Here is a 19,564-nt window from a genome sequence, read left to right as displayed (position 1 = left end):
ACATTCTTTTGAATATTTATTCGTTCAAGAAAAAAGTGACCCTTTTAAAAAGGATCACTAAAGATTGAATGTATAATCTACGCTGTTCGCTCAAGTTTAAAAAACATCTCCTATTGTATACCTCCCTTTTTGCTTTAACTTTTCTTCTGTTTCATATAAATCCCCCCATAATTAACTTAATAGACATATAGGTACAGTTTGGTTGGGATATTTTTTTATCTCCATTAAGAAATGCCGCTTTTTTTTTGAAATTCAGGTCAAGTAGCAAGTGATATTTTACAAATCTTATACACTTAAGGATTTTGTAAGGATCAAGTAAGAAAAACGAGAACTTTGTTTCGTATAGTCAAAATATAAAGTGAAGAAAGAGAGATTAGGAGTTACTAGAGCCATTACGACAAAACCAGAACTGTTGGTTTTAGATGAACATATCAATGGTTTAGACGTTGTTACAACAGAACCTTAATTTATCATACCTATTTTTCACCATCACATATTGGAGGTTAAAACATGAATAAAAAAAAGAAAATACAAAAATCAATACTTTCCTTTACCCTGCTCTTTTCTTTAGGCATTTCATCTTTTCCGCTTACAACAGCTATTCACGCAAATACACATGAGGAACCATCTGTAGAAAAAAAACGAGTCTCTTTAACGGAGCGTACCTCATTATTTTTTGAATATCTCCAGCAAGATAAATATGCAGAGGCACTTCAGTTGACGTCTGCTGCTTTTCAATCCAAGTTTACAGCAAACACATTACAAAACTGGTGGACACAGAGTGGCTGGAGCGGTATAAAAAGCATGGGGCCCCCCGTGATAAAAGAACGAAACTTAGTCCATCAGACGGTGGAAATGCCAGCAGTTATCGAAGGAACTACCATACCGCTACTCCTTAAATTTACACCTGGCGGGAAAGTAGATGAAATTGGAGAAAGGCCTCCCAAGGAATCATATACCATCCCGCATCCTAGCTATGATCAACCTGACTCTTATCAAGAACGTGAAATCGTCATCGGAAATTCCACCTATCCGTTACCAGCGACATTAACGGTTCCGAAACATAAGCCTGGTGAAAAGCTACCCGTAGTTGTTCTTGTTCATGGTGCTGGCATCCATGATCGCGATAGCACATATATGGGAACAAAAATCTTACGCGATCTTGCGGTGGGCCTTTCATCCAACGGAATTGCAGTGTTGCGCTATGAAAAACGTACCTTAGAACACGCATTAAAGATGAGTGCAGAACCTGTTACGTTAGACCGTGATACTACAGATGATGCAATATATGCAGCAAAATCAGCAGCGCAGCAGGAAGGCATTGATCCAAATAATATTTTCATTCTTGGACATAGTCTAGGAGCTGGCGCAATGCCACGTATACTAAGCAAATCACCTTCTTCACTTGTTAGAGGAAGTATCTTACTCGCACCACCTGCACGCCCCTTGACTGACATTGCCATTGATCAGAATCAATACCTAGGGGCGTCAAAGGAAGTAATCGATGAACTAAAAAGACAGTTCGCTTTTATCCAAGACCCTACGTTCAATCCTGAGCATCCTCCAACTGGCTACAATTTGGGATCGCCTCATTTTATGTATGATGTTTCTAGGTGGCGTCCTGTTGAAGAGGCAAGATCACGAAAAGAACCTTTACTGATTCTGCAAGGAGCACGCGATTATCAAGTAACAGTAAAAAATGAATATATAAAATGGCAGGAAGGGCTTTCAAACCGCAGGAATGTTCAGTTCAATGAATACCCAAAATTGAATCATTTCTTCACAGAGGGTGATGGGGAATTAAGTCTTCCTAGTGAATATGAAATCCCTGCTAATATTCCTAAATACGTAATTCAGGACATTATTAAATGGGTCAACGCGACAAAAGAATAAGAAACATCAAAATCCTTTAAATAATCATTATGATGTAAAGGATTTTTGAAACTAATGATTTTATCTAAATTCTTAACTTCTTTTTATTAATAAAAAGGTTCAGACACAAAAACAGGATGTGGAGAAGACTTTCTCCACATCCTGAAAATACCTATCTTTGCAAACCTCGTTTATATCGACTTGCTTCAAATATAATACGCTCTTCATCTAACGTTTTACATTCGCCATTCCAAACGACATGTTTTCCGTTAATAATTACATCGCTTATATCTTTTCCACTAGCAGCATATACAAGATGCGATAATACTTCATCTGCTGGTTGTAAATGGGGCTTATTAGACGGATCAATTGTAATGAAATCAGCGCACTTTCCAACCTCAAGTGATCCTGTTTGTTTCATACCGATTACTTCAGCAGCTCCTTTAGTTGCAAGTGTAAGAGCTGTTTCAACCGGTAACGCTGTTGCATCTTGGTGAATACCTTTTTGTAGTAAAGTCGCTATGCGCATTTCTTCAAACATATCTAAATTATTGTTAGATGCAACACTATCTGTTGCAATTCCTACTTTCATCCCTGCTTCTAACATCGCTTTTACATTCGCTATACCAGACCCTAGTTTTAAATTACTATTCGGATTATGAGCTACTCGAACGTCATGTTCCGCTAAAAATGCACGCTCATTGTCATCTAATACTACACCGTGTGCAATCACTGTTGGTCGTTTAAACAATCCGCAACTTGCCGCATATTCTACTGGACGTTTTCCGTACTGCGCTTCAATATCACGTACTTCACGCTCTGTTTCCGAAAGGTGAATATGAACCATCGTTTGATTTTCTACTGCAATACGTGCACACTCTTCTAACAGTTCTGTACTGCATGTATATGGACTATGCGGTGCAACCATCGTAGTTAACATACCACTTTCGTTATAGTAACGCTTCACATATTTCTCAGCTTCTTCAATTGCTTTCTTTTCATCCTCTTTCGTTCCAAAGCTAAATAAAGTTCTTGAAACAGCAGCTCGCATCCCGCTCCTTGATACCGTTTCCATAATTGCATCTTGATCTACTCCAATTGGATTAAACATATCAGAGAATGATGTTGTACCACTTTTCACCATTTCAAGTAATCCTAGTTCCGTACTAGCAACCGCAAGTTCTGGAGTAAATTGACTTTCAAGTGGCCAAATTCTTGTCTCAAGCCACGGCTGTAATAACATATCATCACCAATACCTCTTAAGAGACTCATTACAACGTGTGTATGTGTATTGACAAGCCCTGGTAAAACCCATTTTCCTTTCATGTCAATTACTTCATCTACTTCAAAATCATTAGCGAATTCTCCGCTCTTCACATCTATAATTTGATCATTTTCTACAATGATATATCCATTTTCTATCACTTCATTTTGTTCATTCATCGTTACGATTGTAGCGTTTACATAAGTTGTTTTCAAAAGTATTTCCCCTTTCAACTCTATGAAGTTCCCTTTAATAAGTTACCACCATTATAGTAACTTATTAAAGATTAAGAGTCAAAAGATAATTTCAATTCTTTCGTTATCTTTTTCTTCAACATGCAATATTGTTTTTCATTTGTATCTGCAAATGCTTCTTCTCGATTTGATTCTATATCCATATAATTCAGTTTTTCATTAAATTGAGCCTCTGTAAAATCAAACCTCTGTCCATCTATAAAGTTATAAAAGTGCCACGCCTCTCTTACTTTTGTCTTTTTAATCTCTCCTCCGTATATGTCTTGAACGACCAAAGCCGTTACACCACACTGTCCCTTTGCTGGATTCTCAGTCGTCCACTTCGAACTTGTTTCAATCGACCACGATCTTATTAATGCTTCATATATTCTTTTTTCCTTTACATCATCCACTCTAATCTTCCCCTACTATTAATAGTTTTACACATCATATTTCAAAAGAGGCAGTAAACGATCCTTAAAGACCGTTGATGGTGTCTCTCCGATTAACTGTGCGCCCATTTTCAAGTAATATCCTTTTGCATTCGGATCACTATCAATCGTAAAACTTTTTAAGCCTAGTTCATTTGCTTTTTCTATTACATACTTCCACATTATTTTCCCGTAGCCTTTCCCTTTGTAACGAGGATGAATGTACAGGAAATCGAGAGCTTTATCATTACGTAAAAATGAGAAAAATCCAATCTTCGTATTATCGTTTTCAAAAACATATACAAAATTATTATTTATATACTCTTCTGTAATAGTTAAATCTTCCTTACAGGCAATTATGAATTCTTCACTATAATCCCACGTCGCTTTTGATTGTAGTGCGAGTTCACTTAATTCATTTGCTTCACTTAATAACGCTTCTCTTATCTTCATGATTCTTTCTCCTCACCTTCGATATGTAAACTATTAAAATGATTCGAAAAGTAATTAAAAAACCCTCTTATTTTCATAAATCTTTATTATAATCAGTACGGCCTGTAACAATGTATTTAAAGAAAAAAACGCCATCTTTGAAAGTTGGCGTTTTCTTCTTCTAAAATTTTTTTCAAACTCAATCTTTCGTTTTACTATTTCTAACGATAAACACCTATACAGTTTCTACTACCGCCTCAAGCATTGTTCCATTTTTAGCATAATTCGTATGCCAAGAAAAAGCTTTTTCTAAAACATGAGGAGTTTGTCCACCTCTCGTTTTAGCTTCTTCGTAATAAGCTCTTAGCTGATCACGATACATTGGATGTGCGCAATTCTCGATAATTAATTCCACTCTTTCTCTTGGGGCCAGTCCTCTTAGATCAACATACCCTTGTTCAGTGACGATAACATCTACATCGTGTTCCGTATGGTCCACATGTGAAACAAAAGGAACGATACTTGAAATGTTGCCACCTTTCGCAATCGATTTCGTAACAAAGATAGCTAGGCGAGCATTTCTCGCAAAATCACCAGAACCACCGATACCATTCATCATTTTTGTGCCTAAAACGTGAGTAGAGTTCACATTTCCGTATATATCTAATTCTAAAGCAGTATTAATCGAGATTAATCCGAGGCGACGAATGATTTCAGGATGATTAGAAATCTCTTGCGGGCGCATCATTAATTTGTCACGATATTTTTCAAAGTTGGAAAATACTTTTTGCATTTTCTCCTCAGAGAGTGTGATTGAACAGCATGAAGCAAAATTGACTTTTCCAGCATCCATAAGATCAAAGACCGCATCTTGTAAAACTTCAGAATACACTTCTAAATCTTCAAACTCCGAATCTAACATTCCATGAAGAACAGCATTAGCCACTGAGCCAATTCCTGATTGTAACGGTGCTAAACGATTTGTTAATCGGCCTACTTCGACTTCTTTTCGAAGGAACTCTATTAAATGCTGTGCCATAATAACAGTTTCTTCATCCGGAGGAACAATTGTCGATGGTGAGTCTAATTGGTTCGTAAACACAATCCCTTTCACCTTTTCAACATCGATTGGAATGCCAATCGTTCCAATTCGATCATCCGTTTTCACAATTGGAATTGGAAGTCTTTCTCCTTGTTTACCTGGTTCATATAAATCATGCAGTCCTTCTAACTGCGTGGATTGAGCCATATTCATTTCAATAATAATGGACTTAGCATTTAAAGAAAACGCTAAAGAATTTCCTATTGAAGTTGTTGGAATAATCATGCCATCTTCAGTAATCGCAACCGCTTCCAAAATAGCAAAATCTACATCCATAACGTCAGCGCGAAGTAACTCTGATGTATGAGATAAGTGCTGGTCCACAAATAAAAAATCTCCGTTATTAATTCCTTTTCGCATAGTCGCATCAGCTTGGAAAGGCAATCTTTTCCCTAAAATTCCTGCTTCCGCAAATAATTTATCTACATCAGAACCTAAAGAGGCACCAGTATAAACATTTACTTTAAAAGATGTATCATTCTTAACTCGGTTTACAAGCGCAAATGGGACTGCTTTTACATCACCTGCACGTGTAAACCCACTTAAGCCTAAAGTCATTCCACTTTCAATCCATGAAGCTGCTTCTTCAGGTGTAACTACGCGATCTTTCAGACGTTCATCCCTAATTCTATTCAAATTATTCTCCATATGTAATCCCTCTCCCTATGAATATTCATAATTATTTTACACTTTAACAGTATCTAAATAGGGATTTCAGTATACAATGGCAAAAATTCAGACAAAACAGCGAATCTAGTCTCTAAAGCAGAATAATTTAGAATCCTAGAAGTTTACGAAAATAACTAGCGTATGATTGACTAACTGGAACCCTCTCTCCATTATCCATAGAAAGTAAAAAAGTAGAATGCGTATCAGGATAAATCGCTTGAATATGATTCACATTTACAATAAAGGAACGGTGGCATCTAATAAATGAATCTTTCGGAAGTAAGTATTCGAATTCTTGTAACGAGTATTTATGTGTCCCTGTTAACTCTTCTGCATTTACATACGTCTTTTTATCTTTCGCCTCTAAATACATGACTTTTGAAAAAGGAACCGGAATCCAGCCGTCCGTTGTTTTTAAAGTAACGACTGATTTTCCGTCCGTTAAAGCTGGATAAATGGCTGTCACGCAACCTTCAAGCTTTCCATTGTTTGAGAATGGTACGGCCATACCATGATAAGGAATACCAAAAACATCCCGATTCATAAACTCAGAGGTTTTTTGGTTTGTCACCATTGCTTTATGAGCAATCGTTCCTTCCTTTATAGGATCACCGACACTAATCTTTAAATCAATTCGTTTACTTGGCCGATAGTATATATATTCTTTCGTATTCGATACAGCAATTGAAATTTCATCTGAAAATAATTCCCCAACAACATCTAATAGTAAACCTAATGTTTTATCTTCCATTCTATTAACACCTCATTCACTATTATACTACTATTATGAATGGCCTCTGTTGCTTTATAAAAAGTTTGATTATTAATTTTATACATTTATCTCCTCATTTGCACAAGGCTTTCTATTTATTTAATTATATAGAATATAACCTACCTTCAAATATGTAAAAATGACATGAACACTACATCAGTAAATACTTGCAACACCTACAAACAAAAAGTCCAAACTATAAACAGTCTGGACTTAGCTTTCATTCTCATTTATTATGTTCTTCTAACCACGAAATCAAATCTTGAAATACTTCTTCTCTATTCACTTCATGGAACATTTCATGTCTTCCATTTTCATATAGACGCAGCGTTACATCTTTTACGCCACATTTTTTATAATTTTCATATACTTCTTTTACACCTTTTCCCATATCTCCAACAGGATCACGATCTCCTGAAAAAATATGTATTGGAAGGTTTTGCGGTGTTTTCTTAAACTCTTCTAGTTTATTTACTTCTAACACACCAGAAAATAATTCTCGATAAAAACTAGTCGTACAAATGAATCCACATAATGGATCCGCAATATATTTATCTACTTGACTGTTATCTGAAGATAACCAATCAAATTTTGTGCGATTTGGTTTAAAGTGCGAATTGAAATTTCCGAAAGATAAAAAGTTTAGCATCGGACTTTTCGTTTTTGCCCCGCGTAATTTCATCTCAATTGTCGCTACTCTATGACCAATGACTCCTAAGAACCCTGGGTTTCCACCAGTTCCTGAAATAAGGAATCCATCATATAGTTCGCCTCTAAGTTGCACAGCTCGTCTTGATAGGAAAGATCCCATACTATGGCCAAGTAAAAATAATGGACATGACTGCTCTTCTTTTATCATTTCCGAAACAAAGATCACATCAGACACAACCTGATTCCACCCTATATCCGGTTCAAAATGACCATAGTCTTCTTCTCTTTTTACTGTTTTCCCATGGCCTTTATGATCATGCGCATAAACACCATACCCTGCTTCTAATAAAGCATCAATAAAATCTGTATAAACACCTGCATGTTCTGTCATACCATGTGCAATTTGAATAATCCCTTTCGGTTCACATTCTGGTAACCACTTGCGTAAATAAATTTCTGATTCATCCAATGCCGTAACGAAACTTTCCTGTACGTTCATTTCGTCAGCCCCCAACTCTATTATGTATCTCAAAAATGAATATCTATTCATTATTCTTATTATGTATTATATGCAATTGCTTTCATTATGACAAATACCTACCTTTTCCGATTAGCTGTCAAACTATTTATGTTGACGAAACGTCTATAAAATTATATAGTTACTTACATAAAGTAACTATATGGTTTTAGGAGGTTTTTACTATGATGCCATCACTATTTTTAGCACATGGTTCACCAATGCTCGCTATTCAAGATACAGATTATACAAGTTTTTTAAAAACACTTGGAGAAACATATAAACCGAAAGCAATTGTTATTTTCACTGCTCACTGGGAAAGTGAAGTATTAACGATTTCCTCATCAGATAACGAATATGAAACAATTTATGATTTTGGAGGTTTTCCTCCAGAGTTATATGAAATTAAATATCGTGCAAAAGGTTCTTCTAGCATTGCATCCATGTTAGAAACAAAATTTAAAAACAAAGGTATTCCAGTTCATCATAATATGACGAGAGGTTTAGATCACGGCTCATGGACACTATTGCACCGTATGTATCCAGAAGCAAATATTCCTGTCATACAAATATCAGTAAATCCATTCCTTTCTGCAAAAGAACAATTTAAGATTGGAGAAGCATTAAAAGGACTTGGACAAGAAGATATTTTAGTAATCGGTAGCGGTGTTACCGTTCATAACTTACGAGCACTGAAATGGAATCAAACTACACCCGAACAATGGGCAATTGAATTTGATGATTGGATTATAAAACATATGCAGACTAACGATAAAGATGCGTTGTTTAATTGGGAAAACAATGCGCCTCATGCACAATTAGCAGTACCAAGAGCAGAGCATTTTGTTCCTTTATTTATCGCTATGGGAAGTGGTGAAAATAGCGGTGAAGTCATTCACCGTAGTTACGAGCTTGGTACATTAAGTTATCTTTGTCTCCAATTTTAAAGAAAAAAGGATGAAGCAATCATTGCTTCATCCTTTTTTCTTTCACTTAGTTAACTAACTTCCAAATGTCGTTTCTCTGATACCTCTTCGTTCTTATTATGAAAATAAACCCAAATACACGCAATAAACAATAGTGATGATGTAGAGAAGAAAACATATTGAAACCCTGCATGTGCTGCAATTTGTCCACCAAGTACTGGTCCAATCATATTTCCTAAAAACTGAAACGATTGATTATATCCAAATATTCGTCCCGTTACATGAGTTGGTGTATGTTGTTTTAGTAGAGTTTGTACGGAAGGTAATAATCCTGCTTGTGCAATACCTAATAAAAATCTAAGAATTAATAGTTGCCAAGCTGAGGTTACAAATGCTTGCGGGATAAAAATAATTCCTGCAGCAAACAACGCTACAACTAACGTTTTTTGAGGACCGATATGATCTGATAATCGTCCTAATCTTGGTGCTGCCAAAATAACAGCTAATCCTGTCGCTGACATAACGGCGCCTGCAATTGTTTCAATATGCGCTGTTTGAGGACCAACTAAATTTTTCACGTACAATGTAACAATTGGCTGAACAGACATATTAGCAAGTTGAATAATAAATGTTGTTACAAACAAACTAATAATCAAATGTTTAGCTGGAACCATCGTCCATACTTTTTTCGTTTGTACTTTTTTTGCTTGAGCAGAGTGATTTTCTTCATGTAGAAAGAAAAAAACGATGAGAAAGGAAAGGAATAAAAAAGCTCCTGTAACAAGAAAAACATGACGCATTCCAATTAACTCAGATAAATAACCTCCAAGTAACGGTCCAAGTAAAGAACCGCTCACGCCACCAGTTGAAATTGTGGAGATCGCCCAACCTGAATGCTCTTGCGGAGTTTCTGCTGCAATAAATGTCATTGCTGTTGAAAGGAAACCAGATACTGCTCCCATCAAAAATCTTAGTGCGACTAGTTGATATACATCCGTTACAAACCCCATAAGCGTCATAATAATCGCCATACCAAGGCTAGCACGAATTAGCATCAATTTCCGTCCATGTATATCACCAAGCTTTCCCCATATTGGTGATACGATCGCACCCATTAAAAATGTTACACCAAATGCAAGTCCCGACCACTGTGCAATACTAGAAGTGCCAGTCACCCCTAATTCCTCAATATAAAAAGATAAAAAAGGAATTACTAAACTCATACCGGCTGCAGTGGTAAAACAACCTAGCCAACAAATCATTAAATTTCGTTTCCAGCTGGCCATTTTCACACCTTCTTTCTTTAGATACCCATTCTACACCCTTTCTTATAAAAAGTTTAGTAATTTGCTTTATTTGTAAGATTTACTACAAAACCCGCTATTTTCTAATAAAAATCACTACATTCCCACATTTTTTTCATAATAAAACCAACTCCACCTAAATGAAGTTGGTTAATAATCCATGATCGGTATTAAACGTGCATTACAACATCTCTCATAAAACTCAATTGGGCCCGCTTGCCCAATAATTGCATATTCATAACCCTCTTGCTTCATACTATGTAGACTACAATGTAACAATTGCTTCCCTACACCTTTCACACGATTTTGTTTCGCCGTGCCCATTGGACCAAACAATCCTTTCTTTCCTCTCACTACGTCATAACAAGCGAAACCTACTATCACTTCTTCTTGCTCTGCTATATAAATAGGTAAGTTTTCTTTATATGTACGAAATCCATACTCTATCGAATGTAACCACCGTTCACCAAATTCTGCTTCAACAAAAATTGCTAATTGTTCAAAATCAGAAGCGTTAGCCTTTCTAACAGTACAAGTTAAATCATTATAAATAGGAACAAAACTTTTTAAATCGACTGCTAAATCTCTTGGCTCAGCTATAATACGTAATATATCTCTTTGCATCTGTGCATTTTCAATAACTGGATTTACACGAAATAATGCATATATAACATGTCCTTCATTAATTATTACTTGCTGAAAACGTTCCATACGTTTTTTCGCTATTTGTAAAATTTCTAGCGTCTTATGGGATAATTTATATTGTCCTATTTTTTTATAATCTTGATCCGTTAAATCATATTGTTTTCGTAATGAAAATTTTTCTGAAAAATCCGTACCCATATTACGGAACAAATACATATACAACTCGCCACAAACGCCAGTACCTTCTTTACACATGCCAATAAATAAATGAACTGGTTGAATGATATTACATTCTGCCTCTTCTGCTGCAATCTCCAATATGTTATGCACACGTTTTGTAAATTGAAACTCCTCCATATGTATTTCCATCCTCTACTAATTTACTAACAAACCGTAACCATAAATAATTGAAACAATTACACCCACTACCAATATACCTGGAAGTAAATTTGCCACCTTGATTTTAATAATACTAAGCAAGTTCAATCCAATAGCGGCTATCATAATACCACCTGTAGCTGTCATTTCTACTATAAATTGATTCATTAATTCCTTCGGGACCAAACTATTAATTTGTGTTGCAAAAATTGCAATACCACCCTCATATAAAATAACGGGAATCGCTGAAAATACTACGCCAATTCCTAAAGTTGTCGTTAATATAATAGAAATGAATCCATCGATAATTGCCTTTGTAAATAAAATATCATGATTTCCGCGAATTCCACTGTCGAGTGCACCAAGTATCCCCATCGCGCCAATTGCAAATATTAAAGTAGCTGTTACAAAACCTTCTGATATGCTCCCTTTCCCTTTCGATCCAACTTTATTTTCTAGCCAATCTCCTAACTGTTTTAACTTTCCCTCTAATTGTAACCATTCCCCGATGACGGTACCAATTACTAAACTTAGTATGACAACAAGAAAATTTTCACTTTTCAATGCCATTTGAAGTCCAAGTACAGTAACCGCTAAACCGATTGCATGCATAATTGTTCCCTTCATACTTTCTGGTATTCTACTAAATAATTTACCTAGTAAAGTACCAAATATAATGCAAATCCCATTTACAACTGCTCCTAATATAACCATTTCTCATTCTTCACCCTTCGAATTCTTTATTTCTATATTTTGGTTTATTCATTGATTTACAGGTTATCTATATGTTAACTTAATATTGAGAATATTAACAAATGTTTTTTTCAATACATAAACCGCATTTTTTATATCTGTACATAAACCAATTACTTTTTATAGACTCATTGCTAATTTAATTGCGGGATAAACTCAAAAGGGAAGGTATTTATGAAAACTTTACTAAAACGATTTTTGTTAATAGCCTTTTGCATTACGCCAATTGTTGTATTAATTAACCACTCTTTTACTTCAAAAGCGAAAGACAAACCCGATTTCCAAAACAAATCTAGCAAAACTGCTTCAACGAGAGAAAAGAAAATAGAAGACCCAGAAATTACCCTCACCTTTTCTGGTGATACAATGTTTGATTGGCAATTACGTCCGGTAATCGAAAAAAACGGGGCTGATTATCCATTCCAGCATGTAAAAGAAGAAATAACAAAAGCTGATATTTCTTTCGTTAATTTAGAGTCTGCATTTACAACGAGAGAAAAAAAAGCTCCTGGACAACTGTTTTGGATTAAAAGTGATCCATCCACGCTTCAAGCTATAAAAAACACCGGTTATGACATCGTAAATATCGGGAATAATCATACACTTGATTACGGACAAGAGGGATTACTAGATACAATCTCTTACGTAGAAAAATCAAAGTTCCCTTACATTGGAGCCGGAAAAAATGCAAAAGACGCATATACTGCACGAGAAATGACTGTAAAAGGAAAAAAATTCAAATTCCTTTCATTCGTCCGATTTATGCCTGATTTTACTTGGGTAGCTGATGACAATAAACCTGGCGTTGCGAACGGGTATGATTTAAATCTTGTAACAAAAACAATTAAAGAGCAAAAGAAAGATGCAGACTATTTAATTGTCTATATGCATTGGGGTGTCGAAAAATCAAATCGTCCGGTAGATTATCAAAAACAATATGTAAATAAAATGGTTACAGCAGGAGCCGACGCGATTGTCGGAAGTCATCCACATTGGTTACAAGGGTTTGAATATTATAATAACGTTCCTGTCGCTTACTCATTAGGAAACTTTTTATTCCCAAGTTATGTGAACGGAAAAAGTGCTGAAACTGGTGTATTAACTTTAACTTTTAAAGGAAAGGATGTCCAAATGTCATTCAATCCTTATATCATCCGTAACAACCAAGTTTCCCCTGTGAATGAGGAGGAAAAGAGAAAAGCTCTACAATATTTACAAGAAGTTTCAAGCGATGTAGAAATTGATGATGCAGGGAAAATAAAAAACAGACGAAACTAAACAGCGCATAATCTATTTTCCTGTAATATACATTAAAGAATAGGTGATGAACATGCTAAAAGATTTATTAGAAAATGTAAGTTTGTTAGAGAATATTTATAAAATGTCTATAGCCGTTCTACTTTTATGTTCACTTTTCTCTGTTAGACTTCTAAAAAAAATAAAACGGGAACGAAAACTTACTACCTTTGAATTTACTATGTATGTAATCATTCGTATTGCGATCCTCTTTTGGTTAGCTAGCTTTATTCTTCTTGAATTTAATGAATATCTAGTTTAACTATAAAAAAGATAGAACAAGCATTATATTTCCCCGCTTGTATCTATCTTTTTTATTTGGGTGCTAACTCTTTCCTTCTATTAAATAAGCAAATCAAACAAAACAGGATTTTTATTAAGCTCCATAAATTGAATGTTATTTTCTTTAAAACGGGTAATTAACTGCTCGTAATCTTCTTTATGTTTTAATTCTACTCCGACTAATGCTGGACCATTTTCCTTATTATGTTTCTTAATATACTCAAAGCGAGTAATATCATCTTCTGGCCCTAATCCTTTATCAAGAAATTCTCTTAACGCACCTGAACGCTGTGGGAATTCAATGATGAAATAATGCTTTAATCCTTCATAAATGAGAGATCGTTCTTTCATTTCTTGCATTCTATCAATATCATTATTTCCACCACTTAGCGTACAAACAACTGTTTTACCTTTTATTTCATCTCTATATAAATCAAGCGCTGCAATAGAGAGTGCACCAGCTGGTTCAGCTACAATCGCATTTTTCTTATACAGTTCTAAAATCGTCGTACAAACCTTTCCCTCTGGTACTAAAACAATGTCATCAATTACATCTTTACAAGTTTCAAATGTTAACTTTCCTACCTTTTTAACCGCTGCCCCATCAACAAAACTATCTATTTTCTCCAATGCGACATTATCATTTTGAAGAAAAGCCTCTTTCATAGATGCAGCTCCCATTGGCTCTACCCCAATGACCTGTGTAGCAGGACTAACACCTTTCACATATGTACCAACACCTGATGCTAATCCACCACCACCAATTGCTGTAAAGATATAATCAACCGGTTTCTCCATATCATGCATAATTTCAACTGCCACTGTCCCTTGACCAGCAACTACGTACGGATCATCAAACGGATGAACAAATGTCATTCTATTTTCTTCACAATAACGCTGTGCTTCTTGGAAAGAGCTATCAAATGTATCACCAACTAATACAATTTCCGCAAAATCACCACCGAAAAATTGTACTTGTGACACTTTTTGTTTAGGTGTCGTCGTCGGCATGAAAATTTTTGACGGAATCTTCAATAAATTACACGTATAAGCTACTCCTTGCGCATGATTACCAGCACTTGCACAAACAACACCGTTTTGTAATTGTACTTTCGGTAAACTTTGAATTAGATTATACGCACCACGAATTTTGAAAGAGCGAATTAATTGTAAGTCTTCTCGTTTTACATAAACGTCACAATCATATTTCTCAGATAAAACTGTATCACGTTGTAACGGTGTTTTAATAACGATATCCTTCATGCAATTATGAGCCATTAAGATATCTTCAATTTTCACTCTCTCCTTTACCTTTTGCACCATTTCATATCATCCTTATCTCTTTTATATTGGCTCAATCAAAATTTGGGACTTTTAGGACTGCACCTGTATTCGCCGACGTTACCATCTGTGCGTAGCGCCCAAGCCATCCCGTTTTCACTTTCGGTTCTGGTCGTTTCCATTCTTTTTTACGCTTATCTAATTCTTCATCACTAATTCTTACTTCTAACAACCTTTCCTCAACATCGATACAAACGATATCCCCTTGTTCAAGAAGTGCAATCGTTCCGCCCGCAGCTGCTTCTGGCGAAATATGCCCTACTGAAATACCACGTGAAGCACCAGAGAAACGACCATCGGTTAACAACGCAACATCTGCACCTAATCCCATGCCAGCAATCGCTGACGTTGGTGCTAACATTTCCGGCATACCAGGACCGCCTCTTGGTCCTTCATAACGAATAACAACTACATCTCCTTTTTTAACCTTCCCAAGCATAATGCCGGCAAGCGCCTCATCTTGTGAATTAAAAATAACACAAGGTCCTTCAAATCGTTTTACTTCAGTTGCCCCGCTTTTAATAACTGCTCCATCTTTCGCAAGGTTTCCTTTTAATATACGTAATCCACCTTCTTCACTATGAGGATTTTCAAGAGAATGAATCACTTCCTTATCTTTAATCTCTGCATGAGCAATATTTTCTCTTAATGTTTGCCCCGTAGCAGTAATACGATCTAAATGAAGTACCCCTTCTTTTCGGCTCATCTCTTTCAAAATTGCACTAATCCCGCCCGCGCGATCAATATCTTCCATATGCCAATTAGAAGCAGGGCTTACTTTACATAAATGTGGTACACGCCTTGAAACAGCATCAATACGGCTCATATCATAATCTAGTCCTGCCTCATGTGCGAGTGCTAATGTATGTAACACTGTATTTGTTGAACCGCCCATCGCCATATCAAGCGCGAACGCATCATCAATTGCTTCTTCTGTTACGATGTCTCTCGGTTTAATATCTCTTTCAATTAAAATCTTTAATTTCTCTGCTGCTTGTTTAATTAATTCCTCACGTCTTGGATCAATAGCTAAAATACTACCGTTACCAGGAAGAGCTAAGCCTAATACTTCACATAAACAGTTCATAGAGTTCGCTGTAAACATACCGGAACAAGAACCACAAGATGGACAGCCATGATCTTCAATATCTTTTAATTCTTCTTCTGAAATTTTCCCAGATTGATAAGCTCCTACTCCTTCAAAAACGGAACTCAGATCAACAACTTCTCCTTTAGATGTTTTTCCTGCTGCCATCGGGCCGCCCGAAACAAACACAGTCGGAATATTAATACGTAGTGCAGCCATCATCATACCAGGTGTGATTTTGTCACAGTTTGGAATACAAATCATGCCATCAAACCAGTGTGCATTTACAACCGTTTCTACTGAATCTGCAATGATTTCTCGACTCGGAAGCGAATAGCGCATACCGATATGCCCCATCGCAATACCGTCATCTACTCCAATTGTATTAAATTCAAATGGAACCATGCCTGCTGCACGTACTGCTTCTTTAACAAGTTTCCCAAACTCATTTAAGTGCTTATGACCTGGAATAATTTCAATAAAAGAATTACAAATAGCTATAAACGGTTTATCAAAATCTTCATCTTTCAAACCAGTTGCTTTTAATAAACTACGATGCGGCGCTTTATCAAAACCTTTTTTAATCATGTCACTTCTCATCTTGTCAAATCCCCTCTTACGTATTTTTCACTTACAATCTATTACTCTATTTCTTTACTAATTCTTTCGGTGCATGAATCCAGCTCATCATTTCACGAAGCTCTGCTCCTACTTTTTCTAACTGATGATTTTGCTCTGCTTTTTTCATCGCATTATACGTTGGACGCCCAGCTTGGTTTTCTAAAATCCATTTCTTCGCGAATTCACCTTGCTGAATTTCTGTAAGTACTCGTTTCATTTCTTTCTTCGTTTCATCTGTAACAATTCTCGATCCTGTTACATAATCTCCGAACTCTGCCGTATCGGAAATAGAATGTCGCATGTTCGTTAAACCACCTTCGTACATTAAATCAACAATTAACTTTAATTCATGTAAACATTCGAAGTATGCAATTTCAGGACGATATCCGCCTTCTGTTAACGTTTCAAAACCAGCTTTCACAAGTGCAGTTACACCTCCGCAAAGTACCGCTTGCTCACCAAACAAATCCGTCTCTGTTTCTTCTTGGAATGTCGTTTCAATTACACCTGCACGTGTACAACCTACACCTTTTGCATAAGCAAGTGCTACATGTAACGCTGTGCCTGTTGCATCTTGATGTACTGCGACTAATGCTGGAACACCATTTCCTTCTTGAAATACACGGTGAACGAGATGACCTGGACTTTTTGGCGCAACCATCGCTACATCTACGTAACTTGGCGGATTAATTTGGCCGAAGTGAATGTTAAATCCATGTGAAAAAAGTAACATTTGTCCTTCACGAAGATTCTCTTCTACCTCTGCTTTATACACATGAGCTTGCTGTTCATCTGGCAGTAACATTTGTACAACTTGCGCGGTTCGAACTGCTTCTGAAACAGACATTACTTCAAATCCATCTGCTTTTGCTACTTCAAAAGACTTACCAGGCCGAACACCAACTACAACTTCCACACCAGAATCGCGTAAATTTTGCGCCTGTGCATGACCTTGAGACCCATAGCCAATTACCGCAACTGTTTTCCCTTTTAATAACTCTACATTTGCATCTTGCTCATAATATGTTTTCATACTCCATACACTCCTTATAATTTGTTTACTTGCAGTACATTGATTAACTTTTTCAACTGACCGACGAGTAATGTTGCTTCTTGTTCTGTACAAACTGCCGTTAACTCCATTTCACTTTCATTTAAATTTAATGAAGAAATATAATAACCACGCCGAGCAAAAATTCCACTTATGCGTAATAAGACATTTGGATCGTTATCGATAACTAATGAAAAAGTATGACTCATTCTTCCCACCTCTTCATAATCATTTCGTTATTCCCTTTATTTGGTGGAACCATCGGAAATACGTTTTCACCTTCTTCTACACAAAAATCAACTACGACAGGTCCTTCATGAGCAAATGCTTCTAACATCACTTGTTTCGCCTCGGTTGAATTTATCGCTCTTAATCCTTTCACTCCATAAGCTTCTGCCACTTTCACAAAATCTGGCGATCCAATTTTCGACTCTGATAATCGATTTTCATAAAACATTTCTTGCCATTGCCTTACCATCCCTAAAAATTTATTGTTTATAATAAATACTTTTACAGGGATGTTATTTTCAGCAATTGTTTGTAGTTCTTGAATATTCATTTGAAAAGAAGCATCACCTGCAATACAAATAACGAGTTCTTCTTCTTTTGCAAGCTGAGCACCAACTGCCGCCGGGAAGCCAAATCCCATCGTTCCTAATCCACCTGATGTTAGAAAAGTCCGCGGGTTTTTCGCTTTATAAAAATGCGCAGCCCACATTTGATGCTGTCCTACTTCTGTCGTAACAATCGCTTCACCATTCGTTAATTCACTTACTAAGCTAATAACATGCTGTGGTTTTAACTCACTTTCTTTTTGAATATAGGAAAGAGGGTATTCCGCTTTCCATTCCTCGGTTTTCGTAAGCCATTCATCTGTCTGTGTACAAATTGGCATATGTAACAACATGTGTAACGCTTTTTTTACATCTCCAACAACTGGATACTTTACCGCTACATTTTTTTGAAACTCCGAAGGATCTATATCAATATGTACCTTTTTCGAATGCGGAGAAAAGAGTTCTAATTTTCCTGTTACACGATCATCGAAGCGAACACCTAAAGCAAGTAATAAGTCACATTCTGTTACTGCCATGTTTGCAGCGTACGTTCCATGCATACCGAGCATTCCTAAAAATAATGGATCTCCCGGCGGATATGCACCTAGTCCCATTAAAGTTGACACGACTGGAATACGATTTTCTCTTGCAAATTTGATCAGTTCATCAGATCCATCTGAATGAATGACACCTCCTCCAATATAAAGAAGTGGACGTTTCGCTTTTGAAATTTCTTTCGCTACCTCTCTAAGTTTCATGCTGTCTGGTACGAGTTCTGGTTTGTACCCCGGAATATCAACTTCTTCATTAAAGAAACTGGTGACTTTTGCATTTTGAACATCTTTTGGAATATCAATTAATACCGGCCCCGGCCGCCCGCTTTCGGCGATGTAAAAAGCTTCTTGTACAATGCGCGATAAATGATTCACATCACGAACTTGGTAATTATGCTTTGTAACAGGTACTGTAATTCCAACAACATCTGCTTCTTGAAATCCGTCTTTACCAATTAATGACTTTGCAACTTGCCCTGTAATGACAACTAAAGGAATCGAATCCATATAAGCATCTGCTAAGCCCGTAACTAAATTTGTCGCCCCTGGGCCAGAGGTAGCAAAGACTACCCCGACCTTTCCAGAAGCTCTCGCATATCCTTCTGCCGCATGAATAGCAGCTTGTTCATGACGAGTTAAAATGTGCTTTAAACCACTTCCGTATAACGCATCGTACACTGGCAAAATCGCTCCGCCCGGATAACCGAAAACAGTCGTTACGCCTAAATTCTTCAAGCATTGAATAACGTGTCCAGCTCCTGTCACATCTTCACACTGTAATTTCTCATATGTTGTATACTGTTGCTCCATTTTAATTAACTCCTC

Annotated in this window: 18 protein-coding genes; 4 read left to right on the top strand and 14 right to left on the bottom strand. The window is 36.4% G+C overall.

Going from position 1 to position 19,564, the window contains the following annotated elements:
* Positions 1–510: 510 nt before the first annotated feature.
* A complete protein-coding gene (locus tag NST14_RS09540) occupies positions 511–1,893 on the top strand; it encodes an alpha/beta hydrolase family protein (protein ID WP_001035239.1) in 1,383 nt (460 codons plus the stop codon).
* A gap of 151 nt (positions 1,894–2,044) precedes the next feature.
* Here NST14_RS09540 and NST14_RS09535 read toward each other — a convergent pair whose 3' ends face one another.
* The 6 genes from NST14_RS09535 to NST14_RS09510 form a co-directional block, all read right to left on the bottom strand.
* A complete protein-coding gene (locus NST14_RS09535; RefSeq protein ID WP_001997220.1) occupies positions 2,045–3,370 on the bottom strand; it encodes a bifunctional S-methyl-5'-thioadenosine deaminase/S-adenosylhomocysteine deaminase in 1,326 nt (441 codons plus the stop codon).
* A gap of 53 nt (positions 3,371–3,423) precedes the next feature.
* A complete protein-coding gene (locus NST14_RS09530; RefSeq protein WP_000342916.1) occupies positions 3,424–3,783 on the bottom strand; it encodes a YunG family protein in 360 nt (119 codons plus the stop codon).
* A gap of 27 nt (positions 3,784–3,810) precedes the next feature.
* Complete coding sequence (locus NST14_RS09525; protein ID WP_000701904.1) at positions 3,811–4,254, bottom strand: GNAT family N-acetyltransferase; 444 nt, start codon at positions 4,252–4,254, stop codon at positions 3,811–3,813.
* Positions 4,255–4,468: 214 nt separating this feature from the next.
* Positions 4,469–5,983: an acetyl-CoA hydrolase/transferase family protein gene (locus NST14_RS09520; RefSeq protein ID WP_000429847.1), complete on the bottom strand. Its 1,515-nt coding sequence runs from the start codon at positions 5,981–5,983 to the stop codon at positions 4,469–4,471.
* 127 nt (positions 5,984–6,110) lie between these two features.
* Complete coding sequence (locus tag NST14_RS09515; RefSeq protein ID WP_000389714.1) at positions 6,111–6,755, bottom strand: LytTR family DNA-binding domain-containing protein; 645 nt, start codon at positions 6,753–6,755, stop codon at positions 6,111–6,113.
* A 247-nt stretch (positions 6,756–7,002) separates the two neighbouring features.
* Positions 7,003–7,926 carry an alpha/beta fold hydrolase gene (locus NST14_RS09510; protein ID WP_001102559.1) on the bottom strand — a complete coding sequence of 308 codons (924 nt, stop codon included), beginning with the start codon at positions 7,924–7,926 and terminating at the stop codon, positions 7,003–7,005.
* Positions 7,927–8,129: 203 nt separating this feature from the next.
* Between NST14_RS09510 and NST14_RS09505 the strand changes: the two genes are divergently transcribed.
* A complete protein-coding gene (locus tag NST14_RS09505) occupies positions 8,130–8,891 on the top strand; it encodes a DODA-type extradiol aromatic ring-opening family dioxygenase (RefSeq protein ID WP_000982925.1) in 762 nt (253 codons plus the stop codon).
* Positions 8,892–8,941: 50 nt separating this feature from the next.
* Here the strand turns inward: NST14_RS09505 and NST14_RS09500 are convergent, their stop codons facing one another.
* The 3 genes from NST14_RS09500 to NST14_RS09490 form a co-directional block, all read right to left on the bottom strand.
* Positions 8,942–10,156: a multidrug efflux MFS transporter gene (locus tag NST14_RS09500; protein WP_000179317.1), complete on the bottom strand. Its 1,215-nt coding sequence runs from the start codon at positions 10,154–10,156 to the stop codon at positions 8,942–8,944.
* Positions 10,157–10,324: 168 nt separating this feature from the next.
* Positions 10,325–11,176 (bottom strand): GNAT family N-acetyltransferase, encoded by an 852-nt coding sequence (locus NST14_RS09495; protein WP_000390865.1) that lies wholly within the window; start codon positions 11,174–11,176, stop codon positions 10,325–10,327.
* 18 nt (positions 11,177–11,194) lie between these two features.
* Positions 11,195–11,911 (bottom strand): DUF554 domain-containing protein, encoded by a 717-nt coding sequence (locus tag NST14_RS09490; RefSeq protein ID WP_000236043.1) that lies wholly within the window; start codon positions 11,909–11,911, stop codon positions 11,195–11,197.
* 213 nt (positions 11,912–12,124) lie between these two features.
* Here NST14_RS09490 and NST14_RS09485 point away from each other — a divergent pair, with 213 nt between their 5' ends.
* Both NST14_RS09485 and NST14_RS09480 read left to right on the top strand, forming a co-directional pair.
* Positions 12,125–13,228 carry a CapA family protein gene (locus tag NST14_RS09485; protein ID WP_061536822.1) on the top strand — a complete coding sequence of 368 codons (1,104 nt, stop codon included), beginning with the start codon at positions 12,125–12,127 and terminating at the stop codon, positions 13,226–13,228.
* 52 nt (positions 13,229–13,280) lie between these two features.
* Complete coding sequence (locus NST14_RS09480; RefSeq protein ID WP_000910228.1) at positions 13,281–13,508, top strand: hypothetical protein; 228 nt, start codon at positions 13,281–13,283, stop codon at positions 13,506–13,508.
* A gap of 80 nt (positions 13,509–13,588) precedes the next feature.
* Here NST14_RS09480 and ilvA read toward each other — a convergent pair whose 3' ends face one another.
* From ilvA to ilvB, 5 genes are read right to left on the bottom strand one after another with little or no spacing between them, the layout of a single operon-like run.
* A complete protein-coding gene (gene ilvA / locus NST14_RS09475) occupies positions 13,589–14,851 on the bottom strand; it encodes a threonine ammonia-lyase IlvA (RefSeq protein WP_000250338.1) in 1,263 nt (420 codons plus the stop codon).
* A gap of 31 nt (positions 14,852–14,882) precedes the next feature.
* Positions 14,883–16,556 carry a dihydroxy-acid dehydratase gene (ilvD, locus tag NST14_RS09470; protein ID WP_001255809.1) on the bottom strand — a complete coding sequence of 558 codons (1,674 nt, stop codon included), beginning with the start codon at positions 16,554–16,556 and terminating at the stop codon, positions 14,883–14,885.
* Positions 16,557–16,602: 46 nt separating this feature from the next.
* Positions 16,603–17,610, bottom strand: coding sequence for a ketol-acid reductoisomerase (ilvC, locus tag NST14_RS09465; RefSeq protein WP_098486993.1), 1,008 nt, complete (start codon positions 17,608–17,610; stop codon positions 16,603–16,605).
* A 14-nt stretch (positions 17,611–17,624) separates the two neighbouring features.
* Positions 17,625–17,837 (bottom strand): ACT domain-containing protein, encoded by a 213-nt coding sequence (locus NST14_RS09460; RefSeq protein ID WP_000019906.1) that lies wholly within the window; start codon positions 17,835–17,837, stop codon positions 17,625–17,627.
* Complete coding sequence (gene ilvB / locus NST14_RS09455; protein WP_000437840.1) at positions 17,834–19,549, bottom strand: acetolactate synthase large subunit; 1,716 nt, start codon at positions 19,547–19,549, stop codon at positions 17,834–17,836. Before ilvB ends, NST14_RS09460 begins: the two co-directional genes overlap by 4 nt.
* Between the last annotated feature and the right edge of the window lie 15 nt (positions 19,550–19,564).

Origin of the sequence: Bacillus sp. FSL W8-0519 (genome assembly GCF_038005585.1) — a bacterium.
GTDB lineage: Bacteria > Bacillota > Bacilli > Bacillales > Bacillaceae_G > Bacillus_A > Bacillus_A paranthracis.
Note: the sequence above shows the minus strand (reverse complement) of the source record. Positions and strands in the feature narration are given on the sequence as shown.